Raw genomic sequence first — 25,093 nt, forward strand, 5'->3', positions numbered from 1 at the left:
ACCGCGATTCTCGCGCTTCGATCCGGCTTGGTTGCCGCTTGTGCCGGACCCCGATGCGCTCGCGCCGCCGGCAGGTGCGTTGTCGTCCTTCGGCGACGATCGGTCTGCGTGATCTGTCATCATCCGCCTCTCTGCGTCTTCGCGGGACAACGGAGGCGGAGACGGACGGTTGCGCGATCGGTGCCGACCCGGACGTCAGGGGCCGACGATCCGCGGCATGATCGACTGCGCCAGTCGTTGCACCGCATCCTCGGCGCTGCCGCGGCTCGTCGCCCGGGCGTCGATCGACAGCAGGTCGCCGTCACGCAGGATCACCGCAGTGGCGCCTCCGCCGTACCCGAGAGCGTAGACGGTGATCCAGCCGATGGCCGGGCCGGCGGGAAGGCCGGACAGCCGGCAATCCGGGTTGCGCTTCATGCAGAGGGCTTCCAACGCGCCGAAGGAGGTCTTTCCCGATCGGACCCGCTGCTCGGTGCCGTCGCTCAGCCGCCCGAGCTGCAATTCGGCGGTGGGCGCACCTGCGAAGGCCGTGCAGGTCAGGATGAGATGCTCCGGCTTCGCCTGTGCCGTCGATCCGCTGCCGAGGCTCGTGCGGACCGCTTCGGCCACCTGCGTCAGGTCGTGGATCGCGAAGCCTTGGGCGAGACCCGCCTGCGCCCAGAGGCACCATAGAAGGCAGAGCAGGCCGCGCATGGGAGAATCGCCTTCCGGTTGCTCGATCGGCGGTAGCGGAAGGTCGTACGAAGATCCAGATCGATTCCGTTCAGTATTCGCCTTGTGCCGCGTCGATCCGACGCAACGCTTTACAGGTTCCGAATTGCCAAATACAGCTGAATTATCGATTGGAAGAGCAGGATTTATTTGAAGCTATGATGCTGATGGGGTCAAATGTAGACCAATCGGCACTTATAGAGCCGACAGATCGGCTGGTTGTTGGAACTGGACTGGCCCTCTTCCCTGGCGACGAGCATGGTGCTGGGCCGCGTTCGTGCGGCCACCCGTCCGGGGGGGCGGCGAGCCCGAGCTGGAACGGCAAGCCCCGGGTTGACGACCCAGAAATCTCAAAGGTGTTCGTCGGACCCCTGTCGTCGGGTCTGGATCCCGGGCTCCGCGACGCGGCCCCGGGATAACTATGGGCGCCTCGGCGCAGGCGCCCTGTTCGGACGCCGGCCGAGGGACGAGTCACGTCGCGGCCGGTGACGGGCGCTCAGCCGATCCCGTCGAACAGCGCCGACGAGATGTAGCGCTCGGCGAACGAGCAGGCGACGGTGACGATCCGCTTGCCCTTGAAGTCCGGCCGCTTGGCCAGCTCAAGCGCGGCGGCCACATTGCCGCCGGTCGAGATGCCGCCCGGGATGCCGTCGAGGCGCGCGAGGGCCCGCGCAGTCTCGAACGCAGTCTGGTTGGAGACCTTCAAGACGCCGTCGAGGATGTCGGTGTGGAGGTTGTCGGGGATAAATCCGGCCCCGATGCCCTGGATCTTGTGTGGGCCCGGCTGGCCGCCGGAGATCACCGGCGAATCCTCCGGCTCCACCGCGAAGACCTTCAGGTTCGGCAGGCGCGGCTTCAGCACCTCGCCGACGCCGGTCACAGTGCCGCCGGTGCCGACCCCCGCCACGAAGGCGTCCAGCTGGCCGCCGGTGTCGCTCCAGATCTCCTCGGCCGTGGTCTTCCGATGGATCTCTGGGTTCGCCGGGTTCGAAAATTGCTGCGGCATCACGGAGCCCGGGATCTCCTTCAGGAGTTCCTCGGCCTTGGCGATCGCTCCCTTCATGCCCTGCGCGCCGGGGGTGAGCGCCAGTTCGGCGCCCAGGAAGGCGAGCATCTTGCGCCGTTCCAGCGACATCGTCTCCGGCATGACCAGGATCAAGCGGTAGCCCCGGGCCGCCGCCGTGAAAGCCAGGGCAATGCCGGTATTGCCCGAGGTCGGTTCGACCAGGGTACCGCCGGGCTGGAGCTTGCCGGACGCCTCGAGCGCATCGATCATGTTGACGCCGATGCGGTCCTTGACGCTGGCGATCGGGTTGAAGAACTCGAGCTTCAGCAGGATCTCGGCCTCGACACCGTGTTCCTTCGGAAGGCGGTTCAGGCGGACCAGCGGCGTGTTGCCGATCGTCTCGGTGATCGAGCCGTAAACACGGCCGTGGCCGACCTTCGGCGGCGCGTTGAGGGTATCGGCCATCGCGGAACTCCTGATCGTGAAAAAGGGGATGGACAGGAGGGTGCGATATCGCGTTGCTGACGCGGGGGCAATCGGGCTAAGTCCTGATACCGAAAGTTCTTTCCGCTTTCGCGAGCCAGGAGCGCCGGAGATGGAACGGCTATGCTGAAATTCGCGGTTACGATAGAAGTTCGTTCTCCAAACTGTTGCCGCGCGCCGGTCCGTGGCCGATGACGCGCGGACGTGCCGGTAGCCAGCGATGCGGGTGCCCGACTCGCCGGGCGGCGATCCTGTCGGTCTTCGGATTGATGCTGGCCCGCCCCGGACGCGCGGCCGAGGCGCGGGTGGTCCTCGCCACCGCCACGCCCGGGGGCGGCTTTCCCGCCTTCGGTGAGGCGTTCGCGGCGGCGGTCCACAAAGCCGACGCCACACTGACGATCGAGACGCGGAGCACGGGCGGATCGGCCCAGAATACCGGGCTCCTGCGCGACGGACGTGTCGATCTGGCCCTTGTGCAGGGCGAGTACGCCTATCCGGCCCTCGCCGCAGCCGATGGCCTCACCATTCTCGCGCCGATGTACCCCACGCCCGGTCTGTTCGCGGTTCCGGCCGGCAGTCAGATCCGAACCGTCGCCGATCTGCGGGGGCGCGCCGTGGTGCTCGGCACCCACAATTCCGGACTGACGGTCATGGGGCGCAGCGCGCTCGACGCCTCGGGCCTCGATCCCGCGCGGGACATCCGTCCCATCCTGCTTGATCGGGCCGGGGACGGACCGGCGCTCGTGCGGGAGGGTCAAGCCGACGCGCTCTGGGGCGGTGGCGTGGACTGGCCGGGATTTCAGGCCCTCGCGCAGGAGCCGGGGGGCGCCCGCTTCTTCGGCCCGTCCGAGGGGGGCATCGCGCGGCTGGCCCAGCCGGGCGCGGCGATGCGGCGGCTCACGGTGCCCGCGGGCAGCTTTCCCGGGCAAACGGAGCCGATCGAAACCGTTGGTTCGTGGAGCTTCGTCCTGGCACGGCCGAACCTCGACGACGCGCTGGCCGACCAGATCGTCCGGGCCATCGCCCGCGCCGATCTCGGGGCGACCCAGCCGAAAAACCTCGTCGGCATCGTTCCAGCAGCCTGGATCAATCCCGCCACCGCCCGCCTTATGACCGAGGCGGGGAACGGCTTGCGCTGAAGCGCCAATCTCTCAGCGGAACGACGCCACCCGACGATCGCGCTTCCGCTCCGTGGCGGGCTGATAGGCGATCTCCGCGTGATGGGTGCAGTAGGGCAGCCCGGTGATCGAGCGCGCGCCGCAAAAGCGGAATTCCGGCGTGGTCGGATCCCCGAGCGGCCAGCGGCACATGGATTCCCGAAGGTCCATGATGGTGACCCGCTGGGAAACGGGAATCGCGACGGGCTCCTTGGCGGGTGTCGAGGCGGGAAACTCCGGCGCTGGCCGATGGGACAGGATCGCGACAGGCTCCGGTGCCTGGGTCTCGACCACCGCGATGGCGGTCTCGATGTCCACGATCTTCGACGGCGTTGCGGCGGCTGGGGCTTCCTCGGAGCCACGGGCGCGGCCGGCCAGACCCAGGCGGTGGACTTTGCCGATCACGGCGTTCCGGGTCACACCGCCGAGCTGCGCGGCAATCTTGCTCGCGCTCTGCCCGTCTTCCCAGAGCCGCCGCAGCAGAGCCACGCGATCATCCGTCCAGCCAAGGCCCGCTTCCATAATCCCCTCCGCCCCCTGCGGCCTGCCATGCGCCACACTGGCAATGTGCATCCCGGGTCGATGACCCGCCATCCGGCTGTGCGAGCCGTGATGCAGACTGTGCGCCGGCGAATTGGCTGCCGCACCGCGTGCGACATCCTGTCTTGTCAGGCCACGGTCGAACCCTAGCGCGGCGTTCGCGCGCGTTGCAAGGGCGTCACCCTGCCCACCGTTGCCCCTGTCCACCGGCAATGGGCGACGATGGCGAGCCCGCGGATCACGCACGGCCACGCTCGCGCCGCGATCCGACCCGATCGTGACCGCAGCGCAACAGCGCGGCCGTATCGTGCCTTTGAGCCGGCAAAGGCGGAACGCCCGATACGGCCAAGCTCGTTCTGTATGGCACAATGGCTCGGGTTTCACGGATTGAGGTCACGACGATGGATTTCCGTCAGACACGCCTGCGCGCGCTGGTCGCGCTCGGGCTGGCGGCTCAGGTCGGGGCCTGTGGGAGCGTTCCGCGCGGATCCTACACGGCCGATCAGGCCGCCTTCGCCAGCGTGCCCGGCATCCCGGGCGCGCGCGTCTACGCCGACGCCTCGGTCGAAACGATCGCGGAACTCGCGGCCAACCCGCAGCGGCGCTCCTCCGGCTTCACCTATCTCGCGCTCTCGGGCGGCGGCGGCGACGGCGCGTACGGGGCGGGCGTGCTGAACGGCTGGACCGCCTCCGGGAAGCGGCCGGAATTCACCCTGGTCTCGGGCGTTTCGACCGGCGCACTGATCGCGCCGTTCGCGTTCCTGGGCGCGGCCTACGACCCGTACCTGACCGAATTCTACACCAGCGGGGTCGCCGGCGAGCTCGTGGCCTCGCCCAACCTCGCCAACGTGCTGTTCGGCTCGGGCCTGTTCGGCGACGGCCGCCTGCGCAGCCTGATCGACCGCTACGTGACGTCCGACCTGATCCGGGCGGTCGCGGAGGAGCACGCCAAGGGCCGGCGCCTGCTCGTGGTGACGACCAATCTCGACTCGCAGCGGGCTGTCATCTGGAACATGGGCGCCATCGCGGCGAGCGGCGTGCCCAATGCCCGCGAGCTGTTCCGCGACGTGCTGGCCGCCTCGGCCAGCATCCCGGCGGTGTTCCCGCCGCAATTCATCGACGTCTCGGCCGGAGATGCCCGCTTCCAGGAGATGCACGTCGACGGTTCGGTGGTGACCCCGGTCTTCACGCTGCCGCAGTCGCTGCTGCTGCGCGATGGCCGCATCCGCACCGGAGGCAAGGCCGAAATCTACGTGGTGATCAACGGCCGCCTGGAGCCAGATTTCGAGGTCACGAAGGACAACACGCTCTCGATCGTCGAGCGCTCCTTCACCACGGCGAGCCGGGCGCGCTCGCGGGCGACGCTCACGGCGACCTACGCTCTGGCGCGCAGCAACGGCATCGGCTTCAACCTGACCTACATTGACGAGAACGGACCGAAGGCGTCGGCCGCCAAGGGCTTCGACACCGCCTACATGCGAGCCCTCTACGAGGCGGGGTTGGAGAAGGGCCGGAGCGGCACCTTGTGGCAGCATACGGTGCCGGCAGCCCCGATCGTCAAAGCCACGGCGAGCGCGCTCGGGAACTGACCCTGCGGATCGCGTGCCGCGCGCCCGCCCGGGCGCGCGGCGACGGACTGGGTTACTTGCCCAGGATCTTCGTGACGAGGCGTCCGATCGGCGTCGCCGTGCTGGCGTTCCGGTCGTCGCGATCGATGGGGCGGTTCTCGTTGCCGAGGAGCTTGGTGACGAGACGTCCGATCAGGTTCATGGGTCGGCCCTCCGGTTTCGCGCCAGAACGGCGCAGCTTTCGATTCAACGGGTGACCCGCCGGCCGCGTTCCACCGGCGACCGTACCAACGCAGGCCTCAGATCTGCATCAGGCGAATGTTGTTGGTGTTGCCGGCGGTGTGGAACGGGATGCCGGCGGTGACCACGATGATATCGTTCGGTTTCGCGAAACCTTCGTCCTGCGCGTGATGGCGGGCCTTCGTGGTCATCTCCTCATAAGAGTCGACATCCTCCGTCAGAACGCTGTGCGCGCCCCAGAGGAGGCTCAATCGGCGCGAGGTGGCGACGTTCGGTGTCAAGGCCAGGATCGCGGCGGCCGGGCGCTTGCGCGCGACCCGCGCCGCTGTCGTTCCGCTCGCCGTGTAGGCGACGATCGCGGCCGCATGCACGGCCTCCGCGAGATCCGCCGTGGCGGTCGCAACGGCATGGGGCGGGGTCTCCTCCTCGCCCGGCTCGGATGCGGCCACGATCGAGTGGTAGAGCTTGTGGCCCTCCACGCTCCGGATGATCCGGTCCATCATCGACACGGCCTCTATCGGATAGCGGCCGGTGGCCGATTCCGCCGACAGCATCACCGCATCCGCGCCGTCGTAGATGGCGGTGGCGACGTCGGAGGCCTCGGCCCGGGTCGGCGCCGGCGCGCTGACCATGGAGTCCAGCATCTGGGTGGCGACGACCACGGGCTTCACCGCGAGCCTGCAGGCGCGGATCAGCTCCTTCTGCCGGCCCGGGACATCCTCGTGCGGGATCTCGACACCGAGATCGCCGCGGGCGACCATCACGGCATCCGAGAGGCGGATGATGTCGTCGATCCGCTCAAGCGCCTGCGGCTTCTCGATCTTCGACATGATGCCGGCGCGGTCGCCGATGATTCCCCGTGCCTCGATGACGTCCGAGGGTTTCTGGACGAAGGACAGGGCGACCCAGTCGACACCCAGATCGAGCCCGAAGGCGAGGTCGGCCCGGTCCTTCTCGGTGAGCGGCGACAGGTCCAGCAGCGTGCCCGGCAGGTTCACGCCCTTGCGGTTCGAGATCGGCCCGCCGGTGATGACCTCGGCGGTGATGGCGGTCCGATCCGGTCCGGTCACCCGCACGCGCACCCGCCCGTCATCGATGAGCAATTCCTGGCCCGGCACCACCGCGTCGAATATCTCGGGGTGGCGCAGCGGGATCGACTGCTTGTCGCCCTCGGCGCCTTCCAGGACGAAGCGGACCATCTCGCCGGCGTCGAGATCCAGGCGGCCGCCCTGCAGCGTGCCGATCCGGATCTTCGGACCCTGGAGGTCCTGCAGGATGCCGATCGGCCGGCCGACCTGCTTCTCGAGGGCTCGGATCGCGGCATGGACCCGGGCGTGATCCTCCTGCACGCCGTGGCTGAAGTTGAGCCGGAAGGTGTCGACCCCGGCGAGGAACAGGGCGTGCAACCGGTCCGGCGATGAGCTGGCAGGACCTACGGTGGCGACGATCTTGGCGTGACGGTGACGGCGCATGCGGTCTCGGGCTCCTGAGGCTGCCTCGGGGATGTCGCGCCGGCCGAGCGGTCGCGCCGACGCCGCTCACATCGGTAATCGACGGCGCTGCGGCGAGGGGCGGGGCAAGCGTTTTTCGCGCAAGAACGCAACCGGTCGCGCGCTCATCGTGCCGTTTCTCGGGCGATTCCAGCAAGCCCGGCATCGAAGACACCGGTGATGTCGGCGACGGCCTCCGCATCGCTCATGCCATCCGCGTCGAAGGTCGCGCTCCAGATCACCGTCGCGCCCGTCCCGTTCGGCCGAACCGCCAGCGTCGCGTTGTAGGCGCGTACCGGCAATGGGCCTTGGATGAAGCTGTAGCTGTAGCTCATACCGGGCTCGTCCCGGGCGGTCTCGACCTCGACGATCGTGCCCTGGCCACCCTTCACGACGAGGCCGCGGATCTGGGCACGGATGCCGTCATCGTCGTCGTCGTTCGACAGGACGCAGCGCTGCACCTGCGGGTGCCAGAGCTGAATGGCGCAGAAATCCCCGATGAGCGCCCAGACCGCATCCGGCCGCACCGGGATATCGCGGCTTCGGGACACTTCCAGGGCATGGACGGGTTCGGCGACAAGGAGCGTCGCGCCGAGGACCGCGCAGGCAAAGCGCTTCACGGTTTCCCTCTCCGTCGGGCCACACCGGTCCGATGTAGGGCGCCGCGCGTGTCCGTCGCGGGGCAGGCTGGCGCCTGGAAGTCGCTCGGCCTTGGCGGCTATGCTGGCAGACAGACAAGACTTGGGCCACCGGAGACCTCATGGATCACGGCAACGCGCTGATCCGACACGCGAAGCGGCGCGGCTCGGTCCGCATCGCGGTCTTCGCCTGCATGCTCGTGCCGGCTCTCGCCGTCGCGGAGACGGGTCCGCCTCCGCCTGCCGCACTGCCACCTTTCGAGTCGTGCCGCACCGATCTGATTACCTGGGCGACGGCGCGGGCGGTGCCGCAGAGCCTCGCGGAGGCGCAGCTCGCCAACCTCACACCCGATCCGGACGTCCTCGCCGCGACCGGAAGCCAGGGCGAATTCGTCAGGCCGATCTGGGATTACATCGAAGCCAGCGTGACGCCGGCCCGGATCGAGGCCGGCCAGCGCAAGCTCGCCGAGCATGCCGACACCCTGGCGGCCATCGAGGCGAAGTACGGCGTCGACCGCCATATCCTCGTGGCCTTCTGGGGCGTCGAATCGAGCTACGGGGCCGTGCTCGACAATCCGGCGGTCGTGAAGTCCGTGATCCGGTCCCTCGCCACGCTCGGGTGCGGCGATCCCGTCCGCGCTCCGTACTGGCGCGACGAGCTCGCGGCCGCGCTTCAGATCCTGGCCTGGAACCAGGCGCCCCTGGACCGGATGCCGGGCGGGCTCACCGGATCCTGGGCCGGCGCCATGGGCCACACCCAGTTCATGCCCTCCGTCTACCAGCGTGACGCGGTCGATTTCGACGGCGACGGCAAGCGCGACATCTGGACGTCGGTGCCCGATGCCCTGGCGTCCACGGCGAATTACCTCCGGGTCCACGGCTGGAAACCCGGAGACGGCTGGGGCACCGAGGCGGTGCTGCCTGAACGCTTCGACGCTGCGCTCGCCGACGAGACCACCGCCCGCAGCTTCGCGGCGTGGCGGGCGCTGGGCGTGACGCCGGCCCGCGACCGGCCGGTGCCGGACGACGCCCAGGCGACGCTGATCCTGCCCGCGGGGATCCGTGGCCCGGCCTTCCTGATCCAGCCGAACTTCGCGGTGATCCTACGCTACAACACCGCCCTGTCCTACGCGCTGACGGTGGCACTTCTGTCGGACCGCCTTCGCGGCGATCCGGCGCTCACCCGCGACTGGCCGCGGGGCGACCGGGCCCTCACCGCGGACGAGCGCCGCCACCTCCAGACCCGCTTGGTCGAGCGCGGCTTCGCCACCGGCGGCGTCGACGGCAAGATCGGCCCGAAGACCCGGGCGGCGCTGCGCGCCTTCCAGGGCTCGGTCGGCCTGCCGCCGGACGGCTATGCCGACGCGCCGCTGCTCGACCGGATCCGCGCGGCGCCCTGAGCCGGTCAGGCGAGGAAGGCCGGCTCATCCCGGGCGAGGACGCGCTTGACGCTCTCCAGATGCAGGCGTGCGCTCTCGGCGCGCCCGGCCGCCTCCTGGGCCGCCACGTGCCGGACGATCGCCTCGGGCACGACCTTGACGGCGCGCCCGGTACTCATGGCGAGGATCTGGGCCTGCGCGGCCCGCTCCAGGTAGTAGAGGTCGTCCCAGGCCTCCGCGATGGTCTCGCCGAGCACCATCACGCCGTGGTTCTTCAGGAACACCACGTCCGCCTCGCCGGCGCTCATGGCGATCCGCTGGCCCTCGGACGAGTCCAGCGCCAGCCCGTTGTAATCCTCGTCCACCGCGATGCGGCCGTAGAAGCGCAGGGCCGTCTGGCCGGCCCACATCAGCGGCTCGCCCTCGAGCATGGCGAGTGCCGTGGCGTAGGGCATGTGCGTGTGGAAGGCTGCCCGGGCGCGCGGCTTCAGCCGGTGCAGCTCGGCATGGATGTGGAAGGCGGTCGCCTCCGGCTGGCCATCCCCGTCGACGACGTTGCCGTGGAAGTCGCACAGCAGAAGGCTCGACGCGGTCACCTCCGCGAAGGCGAGGCCGTAGGGGTTGACCAGGAACAGGTCGGGCCGCTCCGGCAGCACGGCCGAGAAATGGTTGCAGATGCCTTCCTCAAGGCCGTTGCGCGCGGCCCAGCGCAGGCACGCGGCGAGGTCGATGCGGGCGCGGCGCACGCTGTCGGCGTTCAGGGGCTCGTTGCTGCGCGCGGGCGGCGCATCCGATGCGGTGACGGCGTGAGCCATGCGTGACGACCTTCCTGCTCTCTCGGAACTGCGGCCGGCGAGGCGGCCGGCGCGGTCTCTTACGCGTCCGCGCGCGGCGGAGCACGCGGTGCGCGGCTCTTTCGCGTTCAGGGACGTCCGTCGGTGACGCCGCCGACGAGGTTCAGCCCCAGCAGGAAGTCGGACGCGAAATCGGTCCGCACCACCGGCTCCCGGCGCACCGGTTCGGCGAGGATGTCGCGCTCGGCCCGCCGCGCCGCCACCGCCTCGGCCACCGAGACGCGCCGGAACGACAGCCGGGCCCCGCCGCGGATCTGCGCGAGGCGCCCGAGATCGGGGCCGATGACCGTGGCGATCTTCGGATAGCCGCCCGTCGATTGGCGGTCGGCCATCAGGATGATCGGCAGGCCGTTGCCGGGCACCTGGATCGCCCCCATGGCGATGCCGTCGGAGACGATGTCGTGACCCTTGGCGTGAATCAGGGGCGTGCCGTCCAGGAAGCAGGCCATGCGGTCGCCCCGCGGCGAGACCGTCCAGGGGCCGGCCAGGAAGGCCTCGATCTGGTCGGGGGCGAAGTAATCGTCCTGCGGTCCGAGCACGACCCGGATCTCCCGCGGATCCCGGTCGAGCCAGGGCGTCACCAGCCGCTGGGGCGCCCCGTCGCCCGGTCCGGGTTCGCGGATCGGCAGCCGGTCGCCGGCGGCCAGGGCGCGGCCGTCGAGACCGCCGAGGCCCGAGCGCGTATGGGTCGCCACCGAGCCGAGGATTGGCGCCACGTCGAGGCGGCCGCTCACCGCCAGATAGCCCCAGGCGCCCGCGTCGCCCGCCCGGACGACGAGCCTCTGTCCGGGTTCGAGGGTCAGCGCGACGGCGTCGGGAAGCGCCGTGCCGTCCAGCGTGACCCGGAAGCCGGGGACGATCAGCGCCAGCCCGAGGGCACCGTCCGCGGCGGTGACGGCCAGGCCGCCGGTCGAGATCTCGATCGCGGCGGCGTCCAGGGGATTGCCCGCGGCCCGGTTGGCGGTGGCGTAGATCAGCGGATCCATCGGCCCTGCGGCCGTGATCCCGTAGCGCAGGTAGCCGTGCCGGCCGCCATCCTGCAGCGTGATCCCGGGCCCGGCGGCCTCGACGACGAGGGCAGCCATCAGCGGGCCTCCCCGCGCCGCGCCACCGGCTCGCCCGCGGCCTCCCGCGCCGTCAGGGCATTGAAGGTCGCGGCATCCACCGCCTCGAAGCGGATCAGGTCGCCGGCGCCGACGAAGAAGCTCGGATCGCGCTCCGGCGCGTAGAGGCGGGACGGTGTGGCGCCGATCACGTACCATCCGGTCGGCATCGGCACCGTCGCCACGGCGGCGAGACCGCCGCCGATTACCACGGCGTTCGCCGGATGCGGCGGCCGCGGGCTCGCCCGCCGCGGCACCGCCAGGGCCTTCGGCAGGCCGCCGAGATACGCGAAGCCCGGCGCGAAGCCGTACATGTAGACCCGATAGGTCGCCCCGGCATGGGTCGAGACGACGGCCTCCGCCGATAGGCCGGTGCGCTCGGCCACCTGGGCGATGTCCTCGCCGTGCGGGGCGTCGTAGCAGCAGGGCAGCGTCCACAGGGTCGGCGTCGCCGCCCGCGCGGCGGCGCCCGCCGCGAGCGCCCGCACTCGGGCGGCGAGCGTGTCTCGGTCGAGAACCAGAGGGTCGTAGTGCAGCATCAGCGACCGGTAGGTCGGCACGCGCTCCCGAAGCCCCTCCGGCGGATCCGCGTCGAGGGCGTCGTCGAGCGCCAGCACCCGGTCGCTGATCGCGGGATCGACGGTGGTGCCGAACTCGACGACCAGAGCCGCCTCGCCGGCATCGAGGAGCCGGGGCTCTTCGGCGGGCGCGCTCACGGCCGGAACGGCGCCAGCGTCACCCCCGCCCCCTCCAACCGGGCGCGCACTGCCCGGGCGGTGGCAACGGCATGGTCGGAATCGCCGTGAACGCAGATCGAGCGGATCGGTGTCGGCAGATGCGTGCCCGCCGCCGTGATGATCGCGCCGGCCTCGACCATGCGCACGACCCGGTCGGCGGCCGCGTCGGCCTCGGTGATCATCGCGCCGGGCTGGCCGCGCGGGATCAGCAGGCCGGCCTCCGTGTAGCCGCGGTCGGCGAAGATCTCCTGATGGACCTCGAGCCCGCAGGCCTCGCCCGCCGGCACCTGGGCGGTCAGCGCGATGGCCAGCAGCGCGAGGTCGCGGTCCACCGCACGGACCGCCCGGGCGATGGCGTCGGCGACCGGCCGCTCCTCGGCGGCGATGTTGGCGAGCGCGCCGTGCGCCTTCACGTAGGTGATTCGGTGACCGGCATAGGCGGCGAGCGCCTGCGCGGCGCCGACCTGATAGGCGACCAGACGCTCGATCTCGGGCGGGCTGAACGGCATCCGCCGCCGGCCGAAGCCCCACAGGTCCGGGAAGCCCGGATGGGCGCCGACCGCGACGCCGCGCTCCTTCGCCAGTGCGAAGGTCCGGGCCATGATCTCGGGATCGCCCGCATGCAGTCCGCAGGCGACGTTGGCGGAGGTCACGATCCCGAGGATGGCGGCGTCGTCGCCGCAGGCATAGGCGCCGAAGCCCTCGCCGAGATCGGAGTTCAGGTCCACGCGCGTCACCGGACTTGCTCCCTCAACCCTGCCGCTCCGTCATTCGGAGTGCGATCCGACCCCATCCGCCGATGTGCTCTAGCAGAAGTCGTGCGCCGGCCTCCACCGCCTGCGAGGCCGATGCCGTGACGATGCCCGAACAATGCCTGGCCTGGGCACCGACAAGCCCAGGCTTTGCCGGTAGAGTTCCGCATGACCCCAGTCGAGGATCCCGGCCCGTTGGCGTGACGCCGCAATCCTGCTCACCGCTTCGCGTGGCAAAGATCCGGTATCACCAAGCGCACCCAGCGATCGGCGCTTCGAAGACATCAGCTTGCGAGCATCCGTCATCGAATTAGCGCTACTATTGACGGAACTCTCGGGTCGATTTGGCAATTGAACCCTCGAAATAATTAGGAGGAACGCTTTGATGAAGGTCTCACGCCTGGCCAGTGCGGTTGCGCTTTTCGCCCTCGTCGCTGGGCCCGCCCTCGCCGCGCCCTGCAACACCGGGACGACGAAGTCGAAGACGCCGGACCAGCAGTCATCCAACCCCAGCAGCTCGGACGCCGACAAGTCGAGCAAGAACCTTGCCGGTGGTCAGCAGCCGGCCTCGCCCGGAACCGTAGGCGCCATGAACAACGTCGGCGCGACGCAGACGGCTGACAGCGCCAAGTCGAGCCCAGGTGCCAAGTCGAACTCGACCGATCCGGCCGCCGCCAACCTTGCGGGCGGTCAGCAGCCGGCGTCGCCCGGCACCGTCGGCGCGATGAACAACGCCGCCGCCGATCGGCAGACGGCTCCGGTGTCGGGCAACGACTGCTAAGTCTCGGCCTCGACCGCAGCACGCCGGTGAAGGCCCGCCTCGCAAGCACGAGGCGGGCCTTTCGCCGTTCGGGCATCGTCGACGAAGTTCCACGTTGTTGAACGCTGTGCGGCGGCAGTGCCGATGCCTTCATCCGAAGACGGTACGGTCACCCTTTGGACAGCGTCGCCATCGGCGGGCACGGACCCGCGACATTCCTCCGGATCCTTTCTCCACGCCCTACGAGCGCAGTTTGAGCGCGGCGCATCCGGGTGTATTCGGCATCTTAGCCGGGCAAATTCGGCAATGGCGCGGGGGAGGGACGTGACGTGGGTCAGCGGCGGACGCTCCTGCTCGCCGGAGGCTTGCTGCTCGCGGCCGCGTGCGTCGCCTTCACCGAGCCCGGTGCGCTCCTCCGCGCGCGCGCGGCTCCGTTCCTGTCGGACCTGCGGCAGCAGCTCGAACCCCTTGTCCCCGGCCTTCGCGGGGACGCCGTCGCCGAGGTGCGGCTTCCCGCGCCGCGCACCGCGATCGAGGACGGGCGCACCGTCGTGCGGCTTTCCACCGCCGAGCGCGAACGGATCGGCCTCGTCACCGAGACGCGGCCCTCCGTGGCACATGAGCAGGAGCTGACCGCGTATGGCAGCGTCCTCGACCTTGCCCGCATCACCGAACTCGCCAACAACTACGCTGGGGCTGTCGCGGCGCTTCAGACCGCCCAGGCGCGGGTCGAGGTCTCCGCCAGCGCCGCGCGGCGCGCGCGCAGCCTCGGGGCCGGGGTGGTGGCGGTTGCACAGATCGAGACCGCCGAGGGGACGCTTCTGACCGATCGGGCCGCCGTGACCGCGGCCGAATCGCAGGTGCGGACCTTCGCGGCGACCGCCCGGCAGGAATGGGGCTCGGTGCTCGGCAAGGCGATCATCGAGCGCGCGCCCCTGGTCACGCGGCTGATCGAGCGCTCGGATTTCCTGGTTCAGGTGACGCTGCCGCCAAGCGAAAGCCTACCGGAGCCGCCGAAGGCAGCCACTGCCGAGGTGCCGCCGCAGAGCGAGCGGGTGGCCCTGCGGCTGGTCTCGGCCGCGACCCGCACGGATCCGCGCATCCAGGGTCAGAGCTTCTTCTACCTCGTCTCGGGCGAGAGCGGGCTCCTGCCCGGCACGAGCACGATGGCCTTCCTGCCGGCCGCGCGCCCGGTCCGCGGCGTCCTCGTGCCCGAGGATGCCGTCGTGCACGGGGAGGGGGGCACCTGGGTGTATCGGGGCACCGGTGACGGCGCCTATGTGCGGCATCCGATCCGTCCGGACGCACCCATGTCGGCCGATGCCTTCGTCGTCGAGGATCTGCCCGAGGCCAGCGAGATCGTCCTGAAGGGCGGCCAGGCCCTGCTCTCCGAGGAGATGAAGAGCCGCATCCGGGTCGTGGGCGACGACGATGACTGAGCCGCCCGCCGCTGGCGGCCGCGGCGGCCCCCAGGCGCTCCTCGTCGGCTTCGCGGTCCGGCTGCCGCGGGTGGTGCTGGCGCTGGCCTGCGCGGTGATCGTCTTCGGCCTCTACGCCCTCGCCGGGGCCCGCTACGACGTCTTCCCGGAATTCGCGCCGCCGATCGTGACGATCCAGACCGAGGCGCCGGGCCTCGATTCGGAGCAGGTCGAGGTGCTGGTAACCCAGCCGGTCGAGGTCGCGGTGGGCGGCCTGCCAAGCCTGGAAACCCTGCGCTCGACGTCGATCCAGGGCCTCTCGGTGATCACCGCGGCGTTCAGATCCGGGAGCGATGTCGACCGGGTGCGCCAGCGCGTCAACGAGCGGCTGGCGGCCCTTGCGGGCCGCATGCCGGACGGGGTCTCGGCGCCCGCCATGACCCCGCTGACCTCTTCGACGCTCACGGTGCTCCTCGTCGGGCTGACCTCGAAGACCCGCGATGGAATGGACCTGCGCCATATCGCGGAATGGACCGTGCGCCGCCGCCTGCAGGCCGTCCCGGGCATCGCCCAGGTGTCGATCTACGGCGGTTCGGTCCGGTCGCTCCAGGTCCAGATCCGCCCGGACGACCTGATCCGCTACCAGATCGGCCTCAACGATGTCCTGGCGGCGGCCCGGAAGGCGACGGGGGTCCGGGGCGCGGGTTTCGTCGACACGCCGAACCAGCGGGTGCTGCTGCGGACCGAGGGGCAGTCGCTCACGCCCGAGGCGTTGGGACGGACCGTCCTCCACAATGACGGCGGGGCGAGCGTGGTCCTGTCGGACGTGGCGACCGTCACGGCCGCGCCCGAGCCCGCGATCAGCGGCGCCCTGGTGGACGGGACGCCCGGTGTGCTGCTGATGGTCGGCGCCCAGATCGGGGTCGACACCCGCGCGGTGACCGCCCGCCTGGAGGCGGCGCTGGACGAGCTGCGCCCGGTTCTCGACCGCGAGGGCGTGAGCCTGCGTCCCGACCTGTTCAGGCCGGCGAACTTCGTGGATGTCGCGACCGGCAACGTCCTCCAGGCCCTCGCGCTGGGCGGCGTGCTGGTGGTGCTCGTGCTCCTCGTCTTCCTGGCGGATTGGCGGGCGGCCCTGATCAGCGCGGCGGCGATCCCGCTCTCGCTCATCGCCGCCGCCCTGGCCCTCCAGGCCTGGGGCGAGAGCCTCAACACCATGACGCTCGGCGGGCTGGCCCTCGCCATCGGCGAGGTGGTGGACGACGCGGTGATCGGCGTCGAGAACGTCGCCCGCCGGCTTCGGGCGGCCCGCGGCGCCGGCCGCGGGGCAGCGCGCGTGGTGTTCTCCGCGATGCTGGAGGTGCGCACCTCGGTGGCCTACGCCACGCTGGCGGTCCTCCTGATGTTCATGCCGGTGCTGGCGCTCAACGGGGTCGCCGGACGCCTGTTCGGCCCGCTGGCGCTTGCCTACATCGCGGCGGTCGTCGCCTCGCTCCTCGTCGCGCTCACCGTCACGCCGGCGCTGGCGCTGCTTCTGCTGGGCGGCCGGCTGAAGGGTGGGGAGGCCGTCCCGTTCCGCGAGCCGCCGGTCGTGCGCTGGAGCCGCGCGGCGTATCTCCGGCTGCTCGCCCTCGTCGGCCGGGTGCCGCGGCTCGCGATGCTCGGCAGTCTGCTGGTGACGCTGATCGGCGCCGCCATCCTACCGACCCTCGGGGCGGTGTTCCTCCCCGATCTCCGGGAGGGGCACATGATCCTGCACATGGTAGCCATTCCGGGGACCTCGCTGCAGGAATCGCAGCGGCTCGGCACCCTGATCACTGCGGACCTGAAGCAGATCCCGGGCGTGCGTGCGGTGGCGTCGCAGATCGGCCGGGCGGAGGCGGGTGAGGACACGGCGGGGCCGCATTACAGCGAGATCCACATCGACCTGCAGCCCGGCCTCGACGGTTCTGCCCAGCGCTCCGTCGAGACCGCGATCCGCGCGCTGATCGCGGGATTTCCCGGCGCGGCCTTCTCGCTCAAGACGTTCCTGACCGAGCGGATCGAGGAGACGGTCTCGGGCTTCACCGCACCGGTCGTGATCAACGTGGTCGGCAGCGATCTCGACCGGATCGAGGCCGCCGCCCGCTCGGTGGCCCGGGAGCTCTCGGAGGTGAAGGGCGCGCGCGACGTCCAGCAGGCCTCGCCCGCCGGCCTGCCTCAGGTCACCGTCGCCCTGCGGCCGGTGGACCTGCGCCATTGGGGGCTTGACCCGGTCGAGGTCCTGGAGGCGGTCCGCACCGCCTATCAGGGCGATGTCGTCGGCCAGACCTACCGCGGCAATGCCGTGTTCAACGTGCTGGTGATCCTCGACGCCCAGGCGCGGGGGCGCCTCAGCGCGGTGGGCGACCTGCCGCTGCGGACTCCCGGCGGCCGCTACGTCCGCCTGTCGCAGGTGGCCGACGTCTACGAGAGCGCCGGCCGCTACCAGGTGCAGCACCTGGGCGCCCAGCGGGTCCAGGCGGTGACCGCCAACGTCGTCGGGCGCGATATCGCGAGCTTCGTGGCGGCGGCCAAGCGCAAGATCGCCAAGGAGGTGCGGCTGCCCGAAGGCGTCTATGTCACTTTCTCGGGGGCTGCCGAAGCCCAGGCGGCCGCCCGCCGCGACCTGCTGCTCCATGCGGCGCTTGCCGGCTTCGGCATCGTGGTGCTGCTCGCCATCGTCACCGGCTCGGCGGCGAACCTGCTGCTGGTGCTGATCAACCTGCCCTTCGCCTTCGTGGGCGGCGTCGCGGCGGCGGCGCTCACGGGCGGTGTGCTGTCACTGGGCTCGGTCGTGGGCTTCGTGACCCTGTCGGGGATCTCGCTGCGCAACAGCGTGATGATGATCGCCCATTACGAGCAGATGGTGACGCGCGACCGCCGTTCCTGGAACGCCGACACCGCCGCCGAGGGCGCGGCCGACCGAATGGTGCCGATCCTGATGACCTCGTTGGTCACCGGCCTCGGCCTGCTGCCGCTGGCGCTGGGTGCCGGGGAGCCCGGGCGCGAGATCGAGGGGCCGATGGCGCTGGTGATCCTCGGCGGCCTGGTCACCTCGACGGTGCTGAACCTGCTGATCCTGCCGGTGATGGCCCTGCGCTTCGCGCGGTTCCGCCAGGTCGAGCCGGAGGATCGGGAGCTGTCGCCGGCTCTCTGAGCGGCCCGATCTCCGGCCCGGCCGGCTCAGCGCGCCGGCGGAGTCCAGAGGGCGAGGGCACCGGCATCGACGGCACGGGGCAGCAATCCCTCGGCGCGGAACGCGTCGGCGATCTTCTGCTGCTCCGAGAGGCCTGGGCGGGTGACGGCCTCGACCCGGTAGCTCCGCTGCGCGTTCGCGCGCAGGATCACCTCCGGCTCGATCTTCCAGAGGGGCGCCAGACGGGAGGCCGCCTCGGTCGGGTTCGCCTTGACCCAGGCGCCCGTCTCGGCGAGCCGGTCGAACAGGGCGGCGAGAACCGGGCCATTGGCGGCCACGTAGGGATCGGCCGCGAGGTAGTAGCGCTTGTAGAGCGACAATCCGGCCCCGTCGCGCAGCACCCGCGCGCCCGATTGCTGCCGGGCCGCGGACAGGAACGGGTCCCAGGCAACCCAGGCCTCGACGCCGCCGCTGGCCAGCGCGGCGCGTCCGTCGGCCGGCGTCAGGTAGGCCGGCGTGATGTCCTTGAAGGTGAGCTTGGCTTCCGCGAGGGCCGCGAGCAGCAGGTAGTGGCTGCCCGCACCCTTGGTCACGGCGACACGTCTGCCCTTGAGGTCGGCGACCGATGTCACCGGGGATTCGGCGGGCACGAGGATCGCCTGGGCCTCGGGGGAGGGTGCCTCCTGGGCGATGTAGGTGATCCGGACGCCGGCGGCCTGGGCGAAGATCGGGACGGTGTCGGCGACATCGGCCGAGACGTCGATCTGCCCGGCATTCAGCGCCTCCATGATCGGCAATCCGCTGGTGAATTCGTGCCAGGACAGGCCGGTGCCGAGGGGCGCCACGGCGCGCTCCAGGGCGCCGTCCTGGCGCAGCAGCGCGATCAGGGTCGAGGAGCGCTGGTAGCCGATGCGCAGCGTGGGGGCGGCCTGGGCCGGGCGGTTCAGCCCGACGACGACCGTGGCCGAGAGGCCGGTGAGCAGGGCACGGCGCGTGACGGGCATCGAGTCATCCATGGTTCGGGCCGCCGGTCGGCGGTGGCTCACCACCAGCTGGCCCGGGTCTCGGGAGCGGGACGGGGGTTGGCCTGGGCCGGTCGCAGGGAACGGTCGAGGGCGGCCAGCACCCGGCGGACCGCCTCCTCGTAGGTGGGTGCCACGGGATCGCGCGGGCGGCTGAGCCCGATCGCCACGGTTTCGTCGAGGCGGCCCGGCCGGGGGCGCATCACCACGACCCGGTCGGCGAGCGTGACGGCCTCGCCGACATCGTGCGTGACGATCAGGATCGTCGGCTTCGACTCGGTCCAGAGGTCGAGAAGCTGCGCATGCAGCCCCTTGCGGGTGAAGGCGTCGAGCGCCGAGAACGGCTCGTCGAGGAGAAGCACCCGGGGCTGGGCCACGAAGGCCCGGGCGATGGCGACGCGCTGCTGCTGGCCGCCGGAGAGCTCGCGCGGCCAGCGATGTCCATACTCGGCGAGGCCGACGCGCTCGAGGGCGTGGGCGACACGGCGGCGGCGCTCGGCGCGGGGCAGGGCGGCGAGCCCGAAGCCGACATTCCCCGCCACGTCGAGCCAGGGCAGGAGCCGCGGCTCCTGGAAGACGACGCCGACGCTCGGATGCGGCGCGCGGATCGCCTCGCCGTCGACCTGCACGGACCCGCGGCTCGCCTGATCGAGGCCCGCGATCAGGCGGAGCAGCGTCGTCTTCCCGCATCCCGAGCCGCCGATCAGCGCGACGATCTCCCCCTGCCGAACCGACAGGCCGATGCCCGACAGCGCCTCGGTACCGTCGGCATAGGTCTTCGAGAGGTCGTCGACGATGAGCACTTGTAACCTTGATCCGTCTGGGTCGGTGCGCGGAGCCGTCACGAATTGCGCGGGTCTCGGATCGGCCGTCACAGGCTCCCCCGCACGGTATCCTGCCAGCGCGTCAAGGGGTGTGTCAGCGTGATCAGGGCCATGTCGGCGAGCTTGCCGACCACCGCGAAGGCGATGATCGCCGCCACGATCTGATCCGGCTTGCTGAATTGCTGGCCGTCGACCAGCAGGTAGCCCAGGCCCTCGGAGGCACCCATCAGCTCCGCCGCGACGACGAACAGGAAGCCGAGCCCGAGGCCGGTGCGCAGGCCGATGAGCGTGGCCGGCAGGACGGCCGGCAGGAGGATGCGGCGGGCAAGGGCGAGGCGCGACAGGCGAAAGATCTGCCCCACCTCCACGAGCTTCCGATCCACCGAGGCGATCGCCCCGGCCACGCCGACATAGACCGGGAAGAACACGCCCACGGCGATCAGCAGCACCTTGGGCGTCTCAAGGATGCCGAACCACAGGATGAACAGCGGCACCCAGGCCAGCGACGGGACGGCCCGGAGCGCCTGGAGGCTCGGATCGACCAGCCAGCGCAGGACCGGAACCGTGGCGACCAGCGCGCCGGCCAGGATTCCGGCCGCGGCCCCGCACAGGAAGCCGAGGCCGACCCGGACCACGGTCGCCTCGACGTGCATCCAGAGATCTCCCGAGGCCGCGAGGTCCCACAGCGTCGCGCCGATCCGGCTCGGCGGCGGGAGTAGGCGCCCGGAGGCGAGTCCCGTATCGACCGCGATCTCCCATCCGATCGCGAGGAGGAGCGGCAGAACCAGCCCGAGTCCGGCGCGACCGCCCCGCTGCAGCAGCGGCACGCCGCGCCTCACCGTCCGGCGACGGGATTGAAGCTCGGGTCGAGCAGGCCGTCGACCGCAGCCGCCACGTCGGTGCCGGCGGGGATCACGCCGGCCTGCTGCAGGGCGAGGCCGGCGGCCTTGATCGACTCGGCCTGGGCCGGGCCGATCGCCGGCTGGGACAGATCGTTGCGCTCGAGCTGGCGGGCGATCACCGGCTCTGGCAGCTTGGTGGCCGCGACCAGGGCCGCGGAGAGCGCCTGCGGGTTGGCCAGCGCGTAGGCCCGCGCCCGCTCATAGGCGGCAATCACCACCCGCACGAGGTCCGGATTCTCCTTGGCGAACGCCTCCCGGACATCGAGCAGGCCCCAGGTATTGGCGGCGGCGTCGCGGTAGAACAGGACGTCGCCGTTCTCGATCTCGGCGGCCGCCATCATCGGGTCGAGGCCCGCCCAGGCGTCGACGTCGCCCCGGTCGAGGGCGGTGCGCCCGTCCGGGTGCTGGAGCAGGACGAGCTTGGCGTCGCGCTCGGTCAGGCCGGCGCCCTGGAGCGCGCGGATCAGGAAGATGTGCGGATCGGTGCCGCGGGTGACCGCGACGCGCTTGCCTTTGAGGTCGGCCGGCTTCGTGATGCCGGTGTCCTTGCGGGTGACGAGGGCCGTCCATTCGGGCCGCGAGTAGGCGTAGATCGCCTTGATCGGGTTGCCGTTGATCCGCGCCACGAGGGCCGCCGCGCCCGCCGCCGAGCCGAAATCGATCGCTCCGGCATTGAGGAATTCGAGGGCCTTGTTGGAGCCGAGCGACTGGACCCACCGGACCTTGATCCCGCGCGGGGCCAGCGCTTCCTCCAGGAAGCCCTTCTCCTTGAGGAGCAGGCCGACCGGATTGTAGGTGGCCCAGTCCAGCCGGATCTCCTTGGGTTCCTCGGCGCGGGCAACCTGCCCGAGGGGGAATGCCAGACCGGCCAGAGCAAGTCCGGCGGCCATCAGGGATCGGCGGATCAACGACACGGGCGTAACCTTAAGGCTTGAGAGGCTTGCGATGCGCGGAGTTCTGGCGCCCCGCTGGGGAGGCCGAGGCCCTGCGCCCGGCGTTTCGGTCTTGGTCGGTCTGGCTGACGGGGAAGCCGCTCAGTGGCGCGCGAACAGCAGCACTTGGCGTGGCGGGACGCGGCCTGCCGATGCGGGACATCGAGGCAGGCTCGTGAAACCGCCTTGAGGCAGAGCGGATTGCCGTTCGCGCGCGCGGCCTTCGCGCAAAGTCGCTCCGGAGCCACGGCCGGACGGCTTCTGCGTCTTCATCGGTGCCGCGGCGTCCCTGGTGCAGACAGTGTATACAAGATCCTTTCGGAGGCCGCCCGAGTCAACGAAAGTGCATTCTCTACTTTGGAGTATAAAGACAATAATTTTCGGCTTTCGGCCGCGGCGGGAGAAGGATTTGATCTCGAAGCTCTGTCGTGGCAGCCCCGCGTGAGCTGTCCGCCGTTGCGAGGGCTCGCGGCTTCCGCCGCGTCCGCAACCGGCGGTTCGCGGCCGCTGCTCGGTCGGCTACACTCCGTCCCATGACGCGGCCCGGAGCGGGCCGTCTTCGAAGCCGGTCGGATTGATGAGACAGGACACCCTGCGCCTCGGCGCGTTCTTCTACGCGACGGGTCACCATGTGGCCGGCTGGCGTCATCCCTCCAGCGAGGCCGACGGCGGGCTCGTTCTGGAGCGCTATGTCGGCTGGGCGCGCCGGGCCGAAGCCGCCAAATTCGACCTGATCTTCCTCGAGGACGGCACGGGGATCCGTGATCTGGACCTCCGCTCGAGCGAGCGGACGGCGCGCTCGACCCATTTCGAGCCGCTGACCCTGCTCTCGGCCCTTGCTGCCGTGACGAGCCGGATCGGTCTCGTCGCCACGACGTCGACCAGCTTCAACGAGCCCTACAACGTGGCGCGGCGCTTCGCATCGCTCGATCATCTCAGCGGCGGACGCGCCGGCTGGAACCTCGTCACATCCGCCTCCGACGCGGAGGCGGCGAATTTCGGCGGCGACCGGATCGCCCGCCATGCCGACCGATACGAGCGCGCCGAGGAATTCGTCGACGTGGTCCTCGGCCTCTGGAACACCTGGGAAGACGGCGCGGTGATCATCGACCGCGCCAGCGGCCAATTCTCGAAGCCGGACGGCTTCCGGCCCCTCGACCATCGCGGCAAGCATTTCGAGGTCCGCGGGCCGCTCAACATCTCGCGGACGCCGCAGGGCCAGCCGGTGCTGGTGCAGGCCGGCGCTTCCGGGCCCGGCAAGGATCTCGCGGCGCGGACCGCCGAGATCGTCTTCACCGCGAACCAGACACTGGACGAGGCGGTCGCGTTCTACGGCGATCTCAAGGGGCGTATGGCCGGGTTCGGGCGTGCGCCGGATGACCTGAAGATCATGCCCGGCCTGTTCCCCGTCGTCGGACGGAGCGAGGCGGAGGCGCGGGCGAAGTTCGAGGCGCTGCAAGACCTGATCGACCCGGTGGTCGGGCTGGCGCTGCTCGGCCGCATGATCGGCGGCCACGACCTGTCGGTCTACGATCCCGAGGGACCGGTGCCGGAGCTGCCCGAGACCGAAGGCATCAAGTCCCGCCAGCAGCTCATGTTCGATCTCGCCCGCCGCGAGGGTCTGACCCTGCGCCAGCTCTACCTGCGCATCGCGGGCGCCCGCGGCCATTCGCAGATCGTCGGAACGGCGGCGCAGATCGTCGACGAGATGGAGGCGCGCTTCCAGGCCGGCGGCGCGGACGGCTTCAACATCATGCCGCCAACCCTGCCCGGCGGCCTCGACGACTTCATCGAGCTGGTGCTGCCCGAGTTGCGGCGGCGCGGCCTCTTCCGCAGCGATTACGAGAGCCGGACCCTGCGAGGCCATCTCGGCTCGCGTCCGCCCGCGGGCTTCGGTCCCGGGGGAAGTCCGGCACGCTGACCGCCATCGACGGCGCGAGCCGCCCCGAAGCCGCGGGGCTCGATCGACCGGCGGTGGCTCAGGTCCCGCCGGTCTCGGCCGCCCTGGTCTCGGCCGCCCTGGTCTCGGCCGCCCTGGTCTCGGCCGTCCCGTCCTCGGCGAACCGGGCCGCATAGGCGTTCAGGATCGCGGCGAGCATGCCGGGAAAGCGGGCATCGACCTCGACGAAGCGTGAGTGATTGCGCATCTCCACGCCGTGGCGCTCGGACCGGATCAGGCCGGCCTCGCGCAGCACCTTGAAATGGCTGGACAGCGACGATTTCGGGATCACCCGTTCGCCCAGCGCGGAGACGGCCGAGCAGGCCTCGACACAGCCCGCGCGCGTGATGCGGGCGAAGATCGCCGCCCGGTCGGGATCGGCCAGCGCGTGCAGGATCGCCTCGGGCTGAACGTCTTCAATCGCAGGGTGAGTCAGGGGCCTCATGTTTCAGCCATATGGGGCCTTGAACTCCGATTCATTAGTTCCGAAATTCGGAACTATGGGACGATGGCTTCCATCCCGGAACCGGCCCATGTCGAAGGTTAACACACATGTCGAAGCTCGACGGCAAGGTCGCAGTGGTGACCGGGGCATCGAAGGGGATCGGCGCCGCGATCGCGAAGGCGCTGGCGAAGGATGGGGCCGCGGTCGTGGTCAATTACGCGTCGAGCCGGACGGGCGCGGAGGCCGTCGTGACGGCGATCACCGCGGCGGGGGGCAGGGCGACGGCGGTCCAGGCCGACGTCTCCGACGCCGCGCAGGCGCGCGGGCTGATCCAAGCGGCGATCAAGGAATTCGGCCGGCTGGACATCCTGGTCAACAATTCCGGCGTGTATGAATTCGCCGCGCTCGCCGAGGTGACCGAGGCGCACTATCGCCGGATCTTCGACGTCAACGTGCTGGGCGTGCTCCTGGCGACGCAGGCCGCCTCGGAGCATCTCGGGGAGGGCGGCAGCATCATCACCATCTCGTCGGTGGCGGCCAGCATCCATCCGGCCACGACGGCGGTCTACAGCGGCACCAAGGGGGCCGTGAACGCGATCTCGGGCGTCCTCGCCAATGAGCTGGCCCCGCGCAAGATCCGGGTCAACGTGGTCAGCCCCGGCTACGTGGTGACCGAGGGCACGCATACGGCCGGAATTTCCGGTTCGGAGATGGAGGCGGGAATGGTCGCGCAGACCCCGCTCGGCCGCGCCGGCCAGCCGGATGACATTGCGGGCGTCGTGGCGTTCCTCGCGTCCGACGATGCCCGCTGGGTGACGGGTGAGGACATCAACGTCGGTGGCGGGGTGCGCTGACGCGCGGGGACGAGCGGCGCGCGGGCCGTCTGGAGCGCCGGCGCGCCGAGCAGGACCGGGTTGCCAATCCAGTGTTCGTTGTCACTGGAAGTTTCTTTCGCGCTTGAATTCCTACTCTGATTATCCTCCATTTGGGGGAAGCGGCTGAAATGACCGACGTCTAATCAATTTTCGGAGCACCC

General features: G+C 70.5%; 23 protein-coding genes. 8 read left to right on the plus strand and 15 right to left on the minus strand.

All coding sequences use genetic code 11. The features are described from left to right. Positions 1 to 195: 195 nt before the first annotated feature. A complete protein-coding gene (locus JOE48_RS21575) occupies positions 196 to 693 on the minus strand; it encodes a hypothetical protein (RefSeq protein WP_210032788.1) in 498 nt (165 codons plus the stop codon). A gap of 514 nt (positions 694 to 1,207) precedes the next feature. Then, positions 1,208 to 2,182 carry a cysteine synthase A gene (cysK, locus tag JOE48_RS21580; RefSeq protein WP_210032790.1) on the minus strand — a complete coding sequence of 325 codons (975 nt, stop codon included), beginning with the start codon at positions 2,180 to 2,182 and terminating at the stop codon, positions 1,208 to 1,210. Between the two features lie 209 nt (positions 2,183 to 2,391). Between cysK and JOE48_RS21585 the strand changes: the two genes are divergently transcribed. Continuing rightward, the gene (locus JOE48_RS21585) at positions 2,392 to 3,339 is read left to right on the plus strand and encodes a TAXI family TRAP transporter solute-binding subunit (protein ID WP_210032792.1); all 948 of its coding nucleotides are present in this window, start codon (positions 2,392 to 2,394) and stop codon (positions 3,337 to 3,339) included. Positions 3,340 to 3,351: 12 nt separating this feature from the next. Here JOE48_RS21585 and JOE48_RS21590 read toward each other — a convergent pair whose 3' ends face one another. After that, entirely contained in the window at positions 3,352 to 3,879 is a 528-nt protein-coding gene (locus JOE48_RS21590) for a GcrA family cell cycle regulator (protein WP_210035957.1), read from the minus strand. Positions 3,880 to 4,298: 419 nt separating this feature from the next. Between JOE48_RS21590 and JOE48_RS21595 the strand changes: the two genes are divergently transcribed. Further along, positions 4,299 to 5,486 (plus strand): patatin-like phospholipase family protein, encoded by a 1,188-nt coding sequence (locus JOE48_RS21595; RefSeq protein ID WP_210032794.1) that lies wholly within the window; start codon positions 4,299 to 4,301, stop codon positions 5,484 to 5,486. A gap of 52 nt (positions 5,487 to 5,538) precedes the next feature. Here the strand turns inward: JOE48_RS21595 and JOE48_RS21600 are convergent, their stop codons facing one another. The 3 genes from JOE48_RS21600 to JOE48_RS21610 all read right to left on the minus strand — a co-directional run bounded on the left by JOE48_RS21600 (position 5,539) and on the right by JOE48_RS21610 (position 7,815). Next, positions 5,539 to 5,667, minus strand: coding sequence for a TFIIS helical bundle-like domain containing protein (locus JOE48_RS21600; protein WP_192706684.1), 129 nt, complete (start codon positions 5,665 to 5,667; stop codon positions 5,539 to 5,541). A gap of 97 nt (positions 5,668 to 5,764) precedes the next feature. Continuing rightward, complete coding sequence (gene pyk / locus JOE48_RS21605) at positions 5,765 to 7,177, minus strand: pyruvate kinase (protein ID WP_210032796.1); 1,413 nt, start codon at positions 7,175 to 7,177, stop codon at positions 5,765 to 5,767. A gap of 143 nt (positions 7,178 to 7,320) precedes the next feature. Next, positions 7,321 to 7,815 carry an SRPBCC family protein gene (locus JOE48_RS21610; RefSeq protein WP_210032797.1) on the minus strand — a complete coding sequence of 165 codons (495 nt, stop codon included), beginning with the start codon at positions 7,813 to 7,815 and terminating at the stop codon, positions 7,321 to 7,323. A gap of 212 nt (positions 7,816 to 8,027) precedes the next feature. Here JOE48_RS21610 and JOE48_RS21615 point away from each other — a divergent pair, with 212 nt between their 5' ends. Beyond that, positions 8,028 to 9,233 (plus strand): lytic murein transglycosylase, encoded by a 1,206-nt coding sequence (locus tag JOE48_RS21615; protein WP_409518644.1) that lies wholly within the window; start codon positions 8,028 to 8,030, stop codon positions 9,231 to 9,233. Positions 9,234 to 9,238: 5 nt separating this feature from the next. Here JOE48_RS21615 and JOE48_RS21620 read toward each other — a convergent pair whose 3' ends face one another. The 4 genes from JOE48_RS21620 to JOE48_RS21635 all read right to left on the minus strand — a co-directional run bounded on the left by JOE48_RS21620 (position 9,239) and on the right by JOE48_RS21635 (position 12,643). After that, positions 9,239 to 10,027, minus strand: coding sequence for an aldolase (locus tag JOE48_RS21620; RefSeq protein ID WP_210032799.1), 789 nt, complete (start codon positions 10,025 to 10,027; stop codon positions 9,239 to 9,241). 107 nt (positions 10,028 to 10,134) lie between these two features. Continuing rightward, positions 10,135 to 11,151 carry a biotin-dependent carboxyltransferase family protein gene (locus JOE48_RS21625; RefSeq protein WP_210032800.1) on the minus strand — a complete coding sequence of 339 codons (1,017 nt, stop codon included), beginning with the start codon at positions 11,149 to 11,151 and terminating at the stop codon, positions 10,135 to 10,137. Beyond that, the gene (locus JOE48_RS21630; protein WP_210032801.1) at positions 11,151 to 11,885 is read right to left on the minus strand and encodes a 5-oxoprolinase subunit B family protein; all 735 of its coding nucleotides are present in this window, start codon (positions 11,883 to 11,885) and stop codon (positions 11,151 to 11,153) included. Before JOE48_RS21630 ends, JOE48_RS21625 begins: the two co-directional genes overlap by 1 nt. Continuing rightward, entirely contained in the window at positions 11,882 to 12,643 is a 762-nt protein-coding gene (locus JOE48_RS21635; RefSeq protein WP_210032802.1) for a LamB/YcsF family protein, read from the minus strand. Before JOE48_RS21635 ends, JOE48_RS21630 begins: the two co-directional genes overlap by 4 nt. A 400-nt stretch (positions 12,644 to 13,043) precedes the next feature. Between JOE48_RS21635 and JOE48_RS21640 the strand changes: the two genes are divergently transcribed. From JOE48_RS21640 to JOE48_RS21650, 3 genes are all read left to right on the plus strand, one after another. Beyond that, positions 13,044 to 13,439, plus strand: a complete 396-nt coding sequence (locus JOE48_RS21640; RefSeq protein ID WP_210032804.1) for an exopolysaccharide production protein YjbE — start codon at positions 13,044 to 13,046, stop codon at positions 13,437 to 13,439. 308 nt (positions 13,440 to 13,747) lie between these two features. Then, entirely contained in the window at positions 13,748 to 14,857 is a 1,110-nt protein-coding gene (locus JOE48_RS21645) for an efflux RND transporter periplasmic adaptor subunit (protein WP_210032805.1), read from the plus strand. Continuing rightward, entirely contained in the window at positions 14,850 to 18,014 is a 3,165-nt protein-coding gene (locus JOE48_RS21650; protein WP_210032807.1) for an efflux RND transporter permease subunit, read from the plus strand. Before JOE48_RS21645 ends, JOE48_RS21650 begins: the two co-directional genes overlap by 8 nt. Positions 18,015 to 18,040: 26 nt before the next feature. Here JOE48_RS21650 and JOE48_RS21655 read toward each other — a convergent pair whose 3' ends face one another. The 4 genes from JOE48_RS21655 to JOE48_RS21670 form a co-directional block, all read right to left on the minus strand. Continuing rightward, a complete protein-coding gene (locus JOE48_RS21655) occupies positions 18,041 to 18,997 on the minus strand; it encodes an aliphatic sulfonate ABC transporter substrate-binding protein (protein ID WP_210032810.1) in 957 nt (318 codons plus the stop codon). A 38-nt stretch (positions 18,998 to 19,035) separates the two neighbouring features. Next, positions 19,036 to 19,818, minus strand: a complete 783-nt coding sequence (locus JOE48_RS21660) for an ABC transporter ATP-binding protein (protein WP_210032811.1) — start codon at positions 19,816 to 19,818, stop codon at positions 19,036 to 19,038. Between the two features lie 68 nt (positions 19,819 to 19,886). After that, positions 19,887 to 20,666, minus strand: a complete 780-nt coding sequence (locus JOE48_RS21665) for an ABC transporter permease (protein WP_312893338.1) — start codon at positions 20,664 to 20,666, stop codon at positions 19,887 to 19,889. An 8-nt stretch (positions 20,667 to 20,674) separates the two neighbouring features. After that, positions 20,675 to 21,631, minus strand: a complete 957-nt coding sequence (locus tag JOE48_RS21670; protein ID WP_210032813.1) for an aliphatic sulfonate ABC transporter substrate-binding protein — start codon at positions 21,629 to 21,631, stop codon at positions 20,675 to 20,677. 619 nt (positions 21,632 to 22,250) lie between these two features. On the opposite strand from JOE48_RS21670, the gene JOE48_RS21675 reads away from it, so the two are divergent. Then, a complete protein-coding gene (locus JOE48_RS21675) occupies positions 22,251 to 23,594 on the plus strand; it encodes an LLM class flavin-dependent oxidoreductase (protein ID WP_210032814.1) in 1,344 nt (447 codons plus the stop codon). Positions 23,595 to 23,652: 58 nt separating this feature from the next. Here JOE48_RS21675 and JOE48_RS21680 read toward each other — a convergent pair whose 3' ends face one another. Next, on the minus strand, positions 23,653 to 24,057 hold the full coding sequence (locus JOE48_RS21680; protein ID WP_210032815.1) for an ArsR/SmtB family transcription factor: 405 nt from the start codon (positions 24,055 to 24,057) through the stop codon (positions 23,653 to 23,655). Between the two features lie 107 nt (positions 24,058 to 24,164). Between JOE48_RS21680 and JOE48_RS21685 the strand changes: the two genes are divergently transcribed. Then, entirely contained in the window at positions 24,165 to 24,911 is a 747-nt protein-coding gene (locus JOE48_RS21685; protein ID WP_210032816.1) for a glucose 1-dehydrogenase, read from the plus strand. The last annotated feature ends 182 nt before the right edge of the window (positions 24,912 to 25,093 follow it).

It is taken from the genome of Methylobacterium sp. PvR107 (assembly GCF_017833295.1).
GTDB lineage: Bacteria > Pseudomonadota > Alphaproteobacteria > Rhizobiales > Beijerinckiaceae > Methylobacterium.